This is a genomic window from Devosia crocina (assembly GCF_900116545.1).
GTDB lineage: Bacteria > Pseudomonadota > Alphaproteobacteria > Rhizobiales > Devosiaceae > Devosia > Devosia crocina.
The window spans coordinates 500,741-513,999 of the sequence record NZ_FPCK01000001.1 but is presented as its reverse complement, the minus strand read 5'-3'; the positions used below and the strand labels follow the sequence as shown (position 1 = coordinate 513,999).

10 protein-coding genes are annotated in these 13,259 nt (G+C 62.5%); 6 read left to right on the top strand and 4 right to left on the bottom strand.

Translation table 11 applies throughout. The features are described 5' to 3' along the window. Positions 1-223: 223 nt before the first annotated feature. Both BM364_RS02380 and BM364_RS02375 read right to left on the bottom strand, forming a co-directional pair. A complete protein-coding gene (locus BM364_RS02380) occupies positions 224-928 on the bottom strand; it encodes an anti-sigma factor (RefSeq protein ID WP_092420418.1) in 705 nt (234 codons plus the stop codon). Next, positions 925-1,470: a sigma-70 family RNA polymerase sigma factor gene (locus BM364_RS02375; protein WP_092420415.1), complete on the bottom strand. Its 546-nt coding sequence runs from the start codon at positions 1,468-1,470 to the stop codon at positions 925-927. Before BM364_RS02375 ends, BM364_RS02380 begins: the two co-directional genes overlap by 4 nt. Before the next feature lie 181 nt (positions 1,471-1,651). Between BM364_RS02375 and argB the strand changes: the two genes are divergently transcribed. Further along, complete coding sequence (gene argB, locus BM364_RS02370) at positions 1,652-2,551, top strand: acetylglutamate kinase (protein ID WP_092420412.1); 900 nt, start codon at positions 1,652-1,654, stop codon at positions 2,549-2,551. A 51-nt stretch (positions 2,552-2,602) separates the two neighbouring features. Here argB and BM364_RS02365 read toward each other — a convergent pair whose 3' ends face one another. Continuing rightward, positions 2,603-4,084 (bottom strand): DHA2 family efflux MFS transporter permease subunit, encoded by a 1,482-nt coding sequence (locus BM364_RS02365; RefSeq protein WP_092420409.1) that lies wholly within the window; start codon positions 4,082-4,084, stop codon positions 2,603-2,605. Between the two features lie 191 nt (positions 4,085-4,275). On the opposite strand from BM364_RS02365, the gene ilvA reads away from it, so the two are divergent. The 3 genes from ilvA (at position 4,276) to BM364_RS02350 (ending at position 8,026) form a co-directional block, all read left to right on the top strand. After that, positions 4,276-5,793 (top strand): threonine ammonia-lyase, biosynthetic, encoded by a 1,518-nt coding sequence (ilvA, locus tag BM364_RS02360; RefSeq protein WP_092420405.1) that lies wholly within the window; start codon positions 4,276-4,278, stop codon positions 5,791-5,793. 166 nt (positions 5,794-5,959) lie between these two features. After that, positions 5,960-7,183, top strand: coding sequence for a hypothetical protein (locus tag BM364_RS02355; protein WP_092420402.1), 1,224 nt, complete (start codon positions 5,960-5,962; stop codon positions 7,181-7,183). Positions 7,184-7,345: 162 nt separating this feature from the next. Continuing rightward, positions 7,346-8,026, top strand: coding sequence for a pyrimidine 5'-nucleotidase (locus BM364_RS02350; RefSeq protein ID WP_092420399.1), 681 nt, complete (start codon positions 7,346-7,348; stop codon positions 8,024-8,026). Here BM364_RS02350 and BM364_RS02345 read toward each other — a convergent pair whose 3' ends face one another. Beyond that, positions 8,027-8,395 (bottom strand): VOC family protein, encoded by a 369-nt coding sequence (locus tag BM364_RS02345; protein WP_092420397.1) that lies wholly within the window; start codon positions 8,393-8,395, stop codon positions 8,027-8,029. 239 nt (positions 8,396-8,634) lie between these two features. Between BM364_RS02345 and BM364_RS02340 the strand changes: the two genes are divergently transcribed. After that, positions 8,635-10,512 carry an ABC transporter ATP-binding protein gene (locus BM364_RS02340; protein ID WP_092420394.1) on the top strand — a complete coding sequence of 626 codons (1,878 nt, stop codon included), beginning with the start codon at positions 8,635-8,637 and terminating at the stop codon, positions 10,510-10,512. A gap of 75 nt (positions 10,513-10,587) precedes the next feature. Then, positions 10,588-13,251 carry an outer membrane protein assembly factor BamB family protein gene (locus tag BM364_RS02335; RefSeq protein WP_244542746.1) on the top strand — a complete coding sequence of 888 codons (2,664 nt, stop codon included), beginning with the start codon at positions 10,588-10,590 and terminating at the stop codon, positions 13,249-13,251. Positions 13,252-13,259 lie beyond the last annotated feature (8 nt).

Sequence of the window (13,259 nt, the reverse complement as noted above, 5' to 3'; positions counted from 1 at the left end):
AGGCGCGCGGGGTCGTGCGGTTGGCCTCGAGCCCCCTCACCCGTCTCGGCCTGCGGCCGATCCACCCTCTCCCCGAGAGGGAGAGGAACAGGTTCAGCGCACCTTGGCCAGTATGTCATCTAGAGGGGGAAAGTCGCACGCATCTGGGACACACCCTAGTCCTCCGAGGCTTCGCTTTCGCTCCGCACCTCAGGATGGGGGTTGCTGGAGGAGGCTGCGGAGCCTAGATCCGCGTTACTGCGCCTTGCGCAACGACGGGGCCGGAGGGGATGCCGCCGGGCGCGCCGCCTTCGGGTTCGAGCGTAATGGCAAGCACCGAGCCTTCACCCCAGCCGGAGCGAACCGTGTCGGACAATTCGACAGTGCTGCGCGCATTGATGGGCACGAGACCCATAGAGATCGGCGCCGCGCCACCCTGGATGGCCCAGAGTTCATAAGCGCGGCCGGGCACTTCGGCGCCGGAGAGCGCGGTGAGGCGCACCTCGCCGGTGCCATCGTAGAGCGCGAGGAACTGGACGTCGCTGCCCTCGGCCTCAAGCGCGGCAACGAGCTGATTGGCAAGGGCCGCGGAATCGGGCCTGGGCTGGAGAACCGAAAAGCCGACTGCCGCAGCGGCTACGCAGAGCGCGCCGGCCGCGACGCTGCGCCAGAGAACCAGACTATCCCACCAGCCTGCTCTGTTGGCGCTGCCGAACAGTCTTTTTTCGATGGTGCCGAAAAGGTGCGGCGGCGGAGAGACGGGGGCGACCTGATCGTCGAGCGGGGCGAAATGATCGAGCCAGAAGGCTTCTTCCGCTTGCAGCGCCGGGCTCGCGGCGATCAGGGTCTTGGTAGCCTCATGCTCGCGAGCATTGAGCAAGCCCAGGACGTATTCGGCGACCCGCGAGCGGGCCTCGTCCCCTTTTGTTGCTTGTTCATGCTCGCTCATAGGCTCAGGCACTCTCTCAACCGGATCAGGCTGCGGCGCAGCCAGGTTCGCATCGTATTGATCGGCACGGCATGACGCTGCGCCAGTTCTTCATAACTGAAACCGTCGAGATAGGCGCCGCGCACCGCATCGGCACGATCGGGCTCGAGCGTAGCAAGGCAATGCTCTATGCGGGCGCTTTCCTGTCTGGCTTGTGCATGCCCTTCGGGACTGGGCCCGGCATCGGGGATATCGAGGGCAATGTCGATATCTTCCGAAACTGGCCGGCGCACCCGGACGATATCGAGGGCATGATTGCGGGCCACGGCGACAAGCCAGCTGATGGGACTTGTCTGGCCGGCAATGTAGCGATCGGCGCGCTGCCAGATCTTGATGTAGATTTCCTGGATTGCTTCCTCGGCTTCGGCTCTGTCCTTCAAAATACGGAGCACGACGCCAAAGAGTTTCGCGCTCGTGCGATCATAGAGCGTGCGGAACGCGGCCCTGTCGCGCAGCGCACAGCGCGCAATCAGGTCCGCTACGATGCGGGCATCCGGATTCATTGCCATATGGATATTGCGCCTCTCCCTGCGCGGGACACTGTATGTCGCTCATCGCTGCAACGCAAATGCGGGAATAATGGATCACCCGCCATGTTTTTGTCGTTGGGTATCATTTAAACGGCCAAAGAAATCGATTAGACCCTTTGCCGACCTTAGGCCTTGTGAGGAAACCGCCAAGCCCATGTCCGACCAGTCCGCTACCGACCGCTTCAGCCACGATGCTGGCATCCTCGCTCAGGCCCTGCCCTATATGCAGCGCTACGAAGGCAAGACCGTCGTCGTCAAATATGGCGGTCACGCCATGGGCGACCTGGCGCTGGGCCAGGCTTTCGCCCGCGATATCGCGCTCCTCAAGCAATCCAAGGTCAACCCGATCGTGGTGCATGGCGGGGGGCCGCAGATCGCCTCCATGCTCAAGAACCTGGGGATCGAATCCAAATTCGAAGGCGGCCTTCGCGTCACCGACAAGCGGACCATGGAAATCGTTGAGATGGTGCTGGCCGGCTCGATCAACAAGGAAATCGTCGCGCTGATCAATGCCGAAGGCGAATGGGCTATCGGTCTTTGCGGCAAGGACGGCAACATGGTCTTCGCCCGCAAGGCGGAAAAGAAGGTTAAAGATCCCGGCTCCAACATCGAGCGCGTGCTGGACCTCGGCTTTGTCGGCGAGCCGATGGAGGTGGACCGCACCCTGCTCGACCTCCTGGCCCGCTCGGAAATGATCCCGGTGATCGCGCCTGTGGCGCCCGGCCATGACGGCAATACCTATAACATCAACGCCGACACTTTTGCCGGTGCCATTGCCGGCTCGCTGGGCGCCAAGCGCCTGCTGTTCCTGACCGACGTGCCCGGCGTGCTCGATCGCGACGGCAAGCTCATCCCGGAACTGACGGTGAGCGATGCCAAGGCGCTGATCGCCGACGGAACGATTTCGGGCGGCATGATCCCCAAGGTCGAGACTTGCCTTGAAGCGCTCGACAATGGGGTCGAGGGCGTCGTGATCCTCAACGGCAAGCAGCCCCATGTCGTGCTGGTCGAGCTCTTCACCGAGTTCGGTGCTGGCACACTGATCGTCCGTTAAAACCGGACCATTCTGAAAACAAAGGCCGCTCCCCGGAAGCGGCCTTTTTCTTTACGCTTCGATCACCACCGGCTTGGGTCCGCCATGCTCCTGCGGCCTGGACGGCCGGAAGCGGAAGGACAGCAGCAGCACGATCAAGAACGAAGCAACCTGATACCAGAGCGCCAGCGCCGCAGCATCCGCAAAGGCGGCATTGGGTGCCTTGCCGGCAGCGAAGTTGCCCGCCAGCTGCGTGAAGAATATCTGCCCTACGATGGCGATGCCGATGGCGCCGCCCACCTGCTGGAAGGCCTGCAGCGCGCCCGACCCGGCCCCGGCATCGCGCGGCGGCACGTTGCGCAGCACCAGCTGGAACAGCGAGGAGAACCCCGTTCCAAGCCCAACGCCGGCAATCAGCAGAGGTAGCAGGAAACTCCAGGAATCGATCGTGTCACCCGCGCCCTGGATGATGAAATGCAGCCACAGGATGCCGCCGGCAAGCATTGCACCCGCCGCCGCCACACGCGCCCGCAAATAATGCGAGCCGAAGCGCGCTGCGATAAACGAGGCAAGAAGCACACCCACCGAAAACGGCGTGTTGGTGAGCCCCGATTGCAGCGGCGAGAACCCGAAGCCTGACTGCAGGAGCAGCGAGATCACCATGAACATGCCCGGGATGCCCGAGGCATAGATGGTGACGACGAAAGCGCCGAACATATAGTCCTTGTTGCGCAGGAGATCGTAGTTGAGAAGTTGCGACTGGCCGTGCTCCGCCCGCCGCTTCTGCCAGAGGTAGAAGCCGCCGATCAGCACGAGCCCGGCCCCGATCAGCGCCCAGATCCAGAGCGGCCAGCCAAGCGGTTCGCCTTCGACGATGCCGAAAACGATGGCCACGATACCGGCGCCGAAAAGGCCGATGCCGACATAGTCGTTCTTGAGCTCACGATGCCCCGGCAGGCGCGGAATCAGTATCCAGCCCGCGACAACAGCGAGCACGCCGATCGGTACATTGACCAGGAAAATGGGCTCCCAATCCATGCCAAAGATCTGCGCGTCGATAAGGAGGCCGCCCAGGATCGGGCCGCAGACCGAGGCAAGCCCAGCCGACAGACCGAACAGCGAAAACGCCTGCCCGCGCTCTTCCGCCGGAAAGGTCACCGTTGCGATGGCCAGCACCTGCGGCGCCATCATCGCGCCGAAGAGACCCTGGATGACCCGGGCCGCAATCAGCATCTCGATCGAGCCGGAAAGCCCGCACAGGGCCGATGCCGCAGTAAAACCGATGGCACCCCACAGAAACATCTGCGTGCGCCCGACAATGTCGCCCAGCCGGCCGAAAGGCAGCAGACCAAGCGCGAAGGCCAGCACATAGGCTGCAACCACCCACTCGATCTGGCTGTCGCTGGCGCCCAGCCCCTCGCGCATGGAGGGCAGCGCCACATTGACGATGGTGACATCGATCAGGTTCATGAAATTGGCGATAAGCAGCACGAAAAGGGCGATCCAGCGACGAGGATCGGGCTCAGCTTGCGGAGCGGAAGTGGCGGCGGACATGGATTGAACCTTGAAACGAGGCGGGAAGCTGCACGAGCCCGGACGCACCAGGATCGCGAGACATGCCCGGCGGGCGTATCAAACAAGGGAGGTGGCCGCGACCATGTTTGGCGCATGACGTGTTTGCTGACAAGCTCGGTTGACATTTTCTGTCAGCAGGCGTCCACCACCCCTAACCGCGGGAGCCTTCCATGACCGATTATGTGCGCAAGATCCTCACCTCCTCCGTCTACGAGGTGGCCGAGCAGACCCCGCTCGATCCGATGCGGCTGCTGTCCTCGCGCCTGGGGCGGCCGATCCTGCTCAAGCGGGAGGATCTGCAGCCGGTCTTTTCCTTCAAGATTCGCGGCGCGCACAATCGCATGAGCCAGCTTTCGCCCGATGAGCGCGCGGCTGGCGTGATCTGCGCTTCGGCGGGCAATCACGCTCAAGGGGTGGCGCTTTCGGCAACCCGGCTCGGCATCCGCGCCATCGTCGTGATGCCGACGACGACACCGGCGATCAAGAGCGATGCGGTGCGGCGGCTCGGGGGCGAGGTCGTGCTGTTCGGCGACAATTTCGATTCGGCGCGGGTGCATGCGACCGCCCTGGCCGAGCGGCATGGCTATGTGTTCGTGCATCCCTTCGACGATCCCGACGTGATCGCGGGTCAGGGCACGGTGGGGCTCGAGCTGATGCGCCAGCATCCGGGGGAGATCGGGGCCATCTATGTGCCGATCGGCGGAGGCGGGCTGGCAGCGGGGATCGCCAGCTTCGTCAAGTTTTTGAGACCCGAGATCCGGGTGATCGGGGTCGAACCCGAAGAGGCTGCGAGCATGAAGGCAGCCATCGCGGCGGGTCATCCGGTGCCGCTCGACCAGGTTGGGCTTTTTGCCGATGGCGTCGCGGTGCGCCAGGTGGGCGAGGAAACCTTCCGGCTTTGCCGGGATCTGCTCGATGACATCGTCACCGTTTCGGCCGACGAGATCTGCGCTGCGATCAAGGATATCTTCGACGATCAGCGCGCCATTGCCGAGCCGGCGGGCGCCCTCGCCCTTGCCGGATTAAGGCGCGATATCGAAAGCGGCACGGCGCCAGCGGGGCCGCTTATCGCGATCAATTCAGGCGCCAATGTCAATTTCGATCGCCTGCGCTATGTGTCCGAACGCGCCGAAATCGGCGAAAGGGCCGAAGCGCTGCTGGGCGTGACCATTCCCGAACGCCCGGGCAGCTATCGCGCCTTCATCCGCCTGCTCGGCCGCCGTGCGATCACCGAATTCAACTACCGCTACGCTCCGGGCAGCCAAGCCCATATCTTTGTCGGCATCAAGCTTGTCGAGGGCGACCGGGAGAAGCACGAGATCATAGAGACCCTGCGCTTGAACGGGCTTGCCGTCATCGACATGACCGACAACGAGGTTGCCAAGCTGCACGCGCGGCACATGGTGGGCGGACGGGTCAGCGGCCTCTCGGGGGAAATGGTGTTCCGCTTCCAGTTCCCCGAACGGCCCGGAGCCCTTCTCAAGTTTCTCGAAGGGCTCAACGATGGGTGGAACATTTCGCTGTTTCACTACCGCAATCATGGTGCCGATTATGGTCGGGTTCTGGTGGGCGTCGAGGTGCCCGAAAGCACCCGGGCCGACTTCCACGCCCATATTGATGCCATAGGGTTTCCCTATTGGGATGAGACGAAAAATCCCGCCTATCAACTATTTCTCGAAGCGCATTGAACCCATTCGGGTGGGGTGAGTTCGACATGTGGGCGATACATAGGCTCTCTATGCTCGGACGCAATTCCGCCGCTATCAGTTGCAATCCACGCCCAAGGGCAATCACAGGGGGACGGCGCCAGCACATGCCCGGCGCACCTTCACAACATCAAGGAAGACGCAGACCATGATGAGTTCGACCACCAGCCGCAGCCTGATGCTGGCCACTGGCCTTGCCACTCTGGCAATGATGCAGCCGGCCATGGCGCTCGATGCGCAGACCTTCGTCGACCGGATCGCCGCGGTCTATGAGGTGGGTGGCTACAACATCACCTTTGGTCCCGCAACGCTTGAGGGCGACACCGTCACGGTCGATGGCGCCACGGTTTCCCTGCTTGGTCTGGAAGACGAGAGCTGGACGATCGACACCACCCTGACCTTTTCCGGTGTGGCGGAAACCGAGGATGGCGGCTTCACTGCCGAGAGCCTGACCATTCCCGATATCGACACCGAATTCGCCCAGGATCCGGTCGGCCACCTGACCATGACCGATGTCGAGGCAAACGACATCTATCTGCCGCCGGCCGACGCCATCAACAACCTGGCGCTTCTTGAATCCGTGGGTTCGATCACCACCGGGCCCCTGACAGTGACGCGCGACGGCGAAGATTTCTTCTCCATCCAGTCCATCTCGGCCGTCAATGAGTTCACCTATGACGATGCCGACACCCTGATCGACATCGCTTCGACCTTTGATGTCGCCGGCATTTCGGCCAATCTGCAGACCATGGCCGAGGAAGACCCGGAAGCCGGTCCGGTGATCGAAGCGCTCGGGCTAACCCAGATCAATGGCAGCATCTCGCAGATCATGACCTGGGACATGACCGACGGCCACCTGGTTATCGAGGAGTTCCTGTTCGACTTCGACGAAGTCGGCGCGCTCGATATCACGGCCGATATCAGCGGGTTCACCCCGCAGGTGCTCGATAAGGTCGCTGCCATGCAGAGCCCCACGATCGACTTGACGAGCGAAGAAGCGCAGGCCCAGCAGATGATGGTGGGCATGGAACTGCTGCAGGCCCTGACCCTGACCAGCGCCAGCGTGCGCTACGATGACGACTCGCTTGCCGGCAAGCTGCTCGACCTGTTCGCCGCCCAGTCCGGCGCCGACCGCGCCCAGTTCGTCGAAGGCCTCAAGGCCATGGCGCCGCAGATGATCGGCCAGGCCGGCATTCCAGCCCTGACCGACATGGCCATACCCGCCATCAACGCCTTCCTCGACGACCCCCAGAGCTTCGAGATCGCCGTGCGTCCTGCAACCCCGACAACGCTTCTGGTGCTGAGCGCCGCTGCCGCTAACCCGGCCGGATTGATTTCGGCGCTGGGCCTGTCGATCACGGCGAACCAGTAAAATTCTGGCAGGCCCTTCCGGTTGGGAGGGCCTGTTTTTTCGAGATGAAGGCCCGCGCCTCTCCGGGGAGAGGGTTAGGGTCAGGGGCGGCAAGCGCTATCAGTTCGGCGCGCCCGAAGCTTCCCTCATGCATTTCCCGGTTTTTTCTGGCATTCTCCGGCCATGACCAGCCTTAGCCATATTACCGACTGGGTGTTCGATCTCGACAACACCCTTTACCCGCGCGAATGCAATCTGTTTGCCCAGATCGACCGGCTCATCACGAGCTATGTGATGGATGTCACCCGGCTTGAATTCGAAGAGGCGCGGCTCCTTCAGAAGACTTATTACCGGGATTTCGGGACGACGCTGAACGGCCTGATGCATCGGCATGAAATCGACCCCGATCATTTCCTCAACACCGTCCACGCCATCGACTATTCTCCCGTTGCGGCGCATCCGGACCTGATGGCAGCCATTCGCGCCCTGCCCGGCCGCAAGTTCATCCTGACCAACGGCGATACCGGCCATGCCCGCTCGGTGCTCGGACGGCTGGGGGATGCAAACCTTTTCGAGAATGTCTACGACATCCGCTCGATGACCTTCGTGCCCAAGCCGCACCGGCAGGCCTATGAAGGTTTTTTCAAGCATCATGACATCGACCCGCAGCGCGCCATCATGTTCGACGATTTGGAAAAGAACCTCGTCGTGCCGCATGAAATGGGCATGGCAACAGTCCAGGTCGTGGCCGGCGAGGACTTCACCCACGACCAGGTGGAGCCGTGGGAAATCGGGCGCTCGACAGGCCCACATGTGCACTATGTCACGAGCGACCTTGCAGGTTTTCTGCGTAATCTCGACTGACTACATGCTGTTGAGATGAAGGAAATTGCCGTCGGGATCCCTGAACCAGACCATGCGGAAATCGCCGGCTCGGTGAATGCCCTCGCTATATTCCATGCCGTCGAACTGCTCGAACTGGACCCCCTTGTCCCGCAGGCGTGAAACGATGGCTTCGAGATCATCGCCCACGCCCCAGACCACGGCATTGGCCTTGTTGGTTCCGGCGAACTCGGAAACGTAGACCACGAGCGTGGTAGCACCGGTGCGAAACTCAAGCACCTGATCGTTGTCGGCAACCAGATCGAGCTCGAGTACATCGCGGTAGAAACGCTTGGCGCGTTCGATATCCTTGACCGCGACAATGGCGGCGCTGTCTTTGTCTTTGAGCATGGTATCCTCCTCAATGGCGGGCGGAACGCGCGGCGGATGGTGGGGGTTGCTGGGGGTGTCACTTGTCACAGTGCACCCCCTCCTAGCCCCCTCCAGAAGGAGGAGGGATCTGCCGGTGGCTCGAGGCAAACTCGATCTGTCCCCCCCTTCTGGAGGGGGAGGTTAGGTGGGGGTACGACTTCTGCCTAAACACCGCCCCCCCTGTTCCCGGCCACTTAGCCTGACGATAGAATGACGCCATGACCGATCTACCAGGCCGCAGGCCGCCCCCCACGCCGGATGGCGCACCCACATTCAGGCAGCGGCTGGACAATCTCAGGCATCTGGGCCGCTTGATCCAGCAGATCTGGCGCACCAGTCCTGGGCTGACTGCCGCCAGCATCGGGTTGCGGCTGATCGCGGCGCTGCAGCCGATCGCCGTGCTTTATGCGGCAAAGCTCATCGTCGACGAGGTGGTCTATCTCAGCGGGGTCGCAGCGCCGGGGCCGGGCGTGATCGACTGGTGGGAAGCCGGGCTTCTCAACACCATAGCGCTTTACCTGCTGCTCGAACTCGGGCTGGTCCTCGTCAATGACGTGATCGGCCGGGCGACGGGGCTGGTCGATTCCATTCTTTCGGAACTGCATTCCAACCAGGTCAGCGTCGAGCTGATGGCCCACGCCGCGCGCCTTGATCTCATGCATTTCGAAAGCGCCGAATATCAAGACCGGCTGGAGCGCGCCCGCCGGCAGGCAGCGGGGCGCAATGCGCTTTTGAGCCAGCTCTTTGGCCAGGCGCAGGACATGATCACCGTGCTCACGCTGGCCGCGGGTCTCTTCGTTTATGCACCGTGGCTGATCCTGCTCCTGCCGCTTAGCTTCATTCCATCGATCTGGGGCGAAACGCGCTTCAACACCATGGCCTATATGGTCAGCCGCTGGCGCACCCCGGAGCGGCGGGAGCTCGAATATCTGCGTTACATCGGGGCCAGCGCCGAAACAGCCAAGGAAATCAAGCTCTTTGGTCTCGGCAGCTTTCTAATCGAGCGGTTTCGCCGGCTGGCGCAGGGGATTTTCCTTGAAAACCGCCGCATCGCCATTCTGCGCAATAGCTGGGGTGCCGTGTTCGCTGCCATCGCGACCCTTGCCTATTACGCGGCCTATGCCTTTATCGTGTGGCGCACGGTGACGGGTGAATTCACCATCGGCGATCTGGCTTTTCTTTCGGGCTCGTTTCTGCGGCTGAATGGCCTCTTCCAGAAGATCCTCCTTGGCTTCACCCAGATTGCGGGCCAATCTATGTATCTTGACGATCTCTTTTCCTTTTTCGAGATCGAACCCACTGTGCTGGCGCCAGCACAGCCCAAGCCGTTTCCCTCGCCTATCAGGCAAGGAATCCGGTTCGAAAATGTCGGCTTCCGCTATCCCGAGACGGATGGTTGGGTGATCCGCAACCTCAGTTTTACGCTGGCCGCCGGAGAGACGCTGGCGCTGGTGGGCGAAAACGGGGCGGGCAAGACCACGATCGTGAAACTGCTCGCCCGGCTTTATGACCCAAGCGAAGGGCGCATCACGGTGGATGGCACCGACCTCAGGGACATGGCGCCGGGCGATATCCATGCCCATCTCGGTGTCATCTTTCAGGACTTCATCCGCTACAGCTTCACCGCGCGCGACAATATCGGAGTCGGACGGATCGAGGATGGCGCCGATCAGGCCCGGATCGATCTGGCCGCCGAGCAGAGCCTTGCCGATGGCGTGATCCGGCGCCTGCCGCGCGGCTACGATCAGCAGCTGGGCCGCCTCTTCAAGCAGGGGCGCGATCTCTCGGGCGGGGAATGGCAGAAGATTGCCATTGCCCGATCCTACATGCGCGATGCCGAACTGATCATTCTCGATGAACCGACCGCAGCGCTCGATGCCAAAGCCGAAGCCGAAGTTTTCGCCCGCTTCAAGGGGCTGGCAAGCGGCAAGACCGCCGTGATCATCTCCCATCGCTTCTCGACCGTGCGCATGGCCGACCGCATCCTCGTGCTCGAACACGGCGCAATTCTCGAAGCCGGCACGCATGAGGAACTTGTGGCGCGGCAGGGGCGTTATGCCGAGCTTTTCGAATTGCAAGCCGCCGGCTATCGCTAGGCGCGAGAAAAAGGCCACCATGGCGGAACTGTGGCGGCTCCGAGGCGTTGCGCTCCAGACTAACTGGAGGGCGACATGGCCGAACACACCACATCCGCAACACGACATAGGGGGCTAGGCTTTTGGTGGGCCATGTTTGTGGGGGTGGTGTTGCTGGTTTTCGGCCTGCCCATCGCCGCCGGCGGCGCCTGGCTGATCGCCTTGGGCGGCTCCTGGTACTACCTTTTTGCAGGCATCGGCCTTCTTGTTACCGCATGGTACCTCTTTCGCCGTGAAATCCTGGCTTTTTGGGCTTACCTGCTGACCTATGTGGGCACCGTCATCTGGGCACTCTGGGAAGTGGGATTCGATGGCTGGGCCCAAGTGCCACGCCTTATCGCGCCGACCGTCATTCTGCTTTTGATGCTCCTGACCCTGCCGGTCCTTCGCGGCACCTCCCGTCGCATCGGCTCGGGAGCTGTCGCTGCCGCGATCACCGCCTTTGGCGCGATCGGCGCCATGGCCGTGGCGCAAAACAGCGTCAATTCCACCATTGCCCAGGAAACACCCTCCCCCGCACCCGATAGCGCCACGCCGGGCACGGCTGGCGAACCGGCCACTCCGCAACCTCCTGCGGAACAGCCCAACGCCCCGCTCGGCACGCCCGGAACATCGGTGATCGAGCCCGCCCCCGAGACGACGCCTCCTGCCGAGGACGCAACCCCGCTGCCCCCCATCGAGCCTGCGGAAGAAGCTCCCGAAGCCGAGCCTGAAACGCCGGAAGTGCCTGCCGGTCCCACCTATGTCTCGCTCCAGACCGGCGCGGACTGGCCCGCCTATGGCGGCACGCATCGGGCAGCGCGCTATTCCCCGCTGAACCAGATCACTCCCGAAAATGTCGGGCAGCTCGAACAGATCTGGGAATTCCGCACAGGCGATCTGCCCGAGGACGACGAGCCTTTCGGCAACCAGAACACGCCGGTCAAGGTCGGCGACCGGCTCTTCCTTTGCTCGGCGCTGAACAAGATCTCGGCGCTCGATGCGGCAACAGGTGCCGAGCACTGGACCTATGATCCCCAGACCCCGACCGATGCGATCGGCTACAACGCTTCGTGCCGTGGTCTCGTCTATTTCGAAGATCCAACCGCCGAACAGGGTGAACTGTGCGCAACGCGTACGGTCAACCTGACCCATGACGCACGCATGATCGCGCTCGATACCGAGACTGGGCAGCTTTGTCCCGATTTCGGCCAGGGTGGCATCGTCAACCTCATGGTGGGGATCGGCGACAGCGCCCCAGGCTTTTATGCCCCCACTTCTCCCCCGACGCTCGTGCGGGACGTGCTTGTGGTCGGCAGCCAGGTCAGCGACGGACAGCAGCGTGAAGCTCCGTCTGGCGTGATCCGTGGATTCAACGCCGTCACCGGTGAACTGGAATGGGCCTGGGACATGGGCCGTCCCGGCGAAACGGGTCTGCCGCCTGAAGGAGAGGTCTATACGCCGGGTACGCCCAATGTCTGGACAATCATGTCAGGCGATGACGATCTGGGCATGGTTTACCTGCCCATGGGCAATTCGGCCGTCGACTACTGGGGCGGCGACCGCTCGGAGGAAGAAAACACCTATTCCACCGCCATTGTGGCGCTCGATGTGGAAACCGGCGAAGTCGTCTGGCACTACCAGACGGTGCACTACGACGTGTGGGACTACGATCTCGGCGGCCAGGGCAGCCTGGTGGACTTCCCCACCCCTGAGGGTCCTGTCCCGGCGATCATCATGCCTTCCAAGCAGGCACAGTTCTACATTCTCAACCGGGAAACCGGCGAGCCGCTGGTGACGATCGAAGAACGTCCGGCACCCACGGGCGGCGTCGAGCCGGAGCGCCTGTCCCCGACCCAGCCCTATGTCACGGACTTCCCCAATCTGCTCAAGCCCACCATCACCGAAAAGCAGATGTGGGGCGCAACCCCGCTCGACCAGCTCTGGTGCCGGATCCAGTTCCGCCAGGCCGCTTATGACGGCGTCTATACTCCGCCTACGGTCGACCAGCCCTGGATCCAGTTCCCCGGCTATAATGGCGGCGTCGATTGGGGTGGCGTAGCGATCGATGCCGAAAAGGGCATCATGATCTCCAACTACAACAACATGCCAAACTACAACCAGCTCGTGCCGCGCGAAGAAGTCGATGCAGCAGGCGTGTTGCCGATCACCGATCCCGACTATGATTCTTCGGCCGGTGGCGGTTCGCACGGCTCGCTCAGCCCCCAGGCTGGCGCACCCTATGGCATTCGCGTCAATGCCGGCTGGCGCGTGCCGTTCACGGGCCTGCTCTGTTCCCAGCCACCCTATGGCGGGATCGCAGCGATCGATCTCAATACCCGTGAGGTGCTCTGGGACCGTCCTTTCGGCTCGGCGCGCAAGAATGGCCCCTTCGGCATCCCATCCATGCTGCCGGTCGAAATCGGCACACCGAACAATGGTGGCGGCGTGATCACGGCGTCGGGCCTGTTCTTTATCGCTGCAACCACGGATGACCTCTTCCGTGCCATCGATATCGAAACGGGCGAAGAGGTGTGGAGCGTAGCGCTGCCCGCAGGTGGACAAGCAGGCCCCATGACCTATGAGGCCCAGGGTCGCCAGATCGTCGTCATCAATGCCGGTGGCCACGACTTCATGGAAACGCCGATAGGCGACTACTTCATCGCCTACGCCCTGCCTGGCGGCCCCGCCGAGGCTGGCGAAGGCGATCCACAGCCCTAAGAACGAGG

Bases quoted from the DNA above. Each gene is read 5' to 3' on its own strand.
- BM364_RS02380 (WP_092420418.1), bottom strand. From the start codon at position 928: ATGAGCGAGCATGAACAAGCAACAAAAGGGGACGAGGCCCGCTCGCGG.
- BM364_RS02375 (WP_092420415.1), bottom strand. From the start codon at position 1,470: ATGAATCCGGATGCCCGCATCGTAGCGGACCTGATTGCGCGCTGTGCG.
- argB (WP_092420412.1), top strand. From the start codon at position 1,652: ATGTCCGACCAGTCCGCTACCGACCGCTTCAGCCACGATGCTGGCATC.
- BM364_RS02365 (WP_092420409.1), bottom strand. From the start codon at position 4,084: ATGTCCGCCGCCACTTCCGCTCCGCAAGCTGAGCCCGATCCTCGTCGC.
- ilvA (WP_092420405.1), top strand. From the start codon at position 4,276: ATGACCGATTATGTGCGCAAGATCCTCACCTCCTCCGTCTACGAGGTG.
- BM364_RS02355 (WP_092420402.1), top strand. From the start codon at position 5,960: ATGATGAGTTCGACCACCAGCCGCAGCCTGATGCTGGCCACTGGCCTT.
- BM364_RS02350 (WP_092420399.1), top strand. From the start codon at position 7,346: ATGACCAGCCTTAGCCATATTACCGACTGGGTGTTCGATCTCGACAAC.
- BM364_RS02345 (WP_092420397.1), bottom strand. From the start codon at position 8,395: ATGCTCAAAGACAAAGACAGCGCCGCCATTGTCGCGGTCAAGGATATC.
- BM364_RS02340 (WP_092420394.1), top strand. From the start codon at position 8,635: ATGACCGATCTACCAGGCCGCAGGCCGCCCCCCACGCCGGATGGCGCA.
- BM364_RS02335 (WP_244542746.1), top strand. From the start codon at position 10,588: ATGGCCGAACACACCACATCCGCAACACGACATAGGGGGCTAGGCTTT.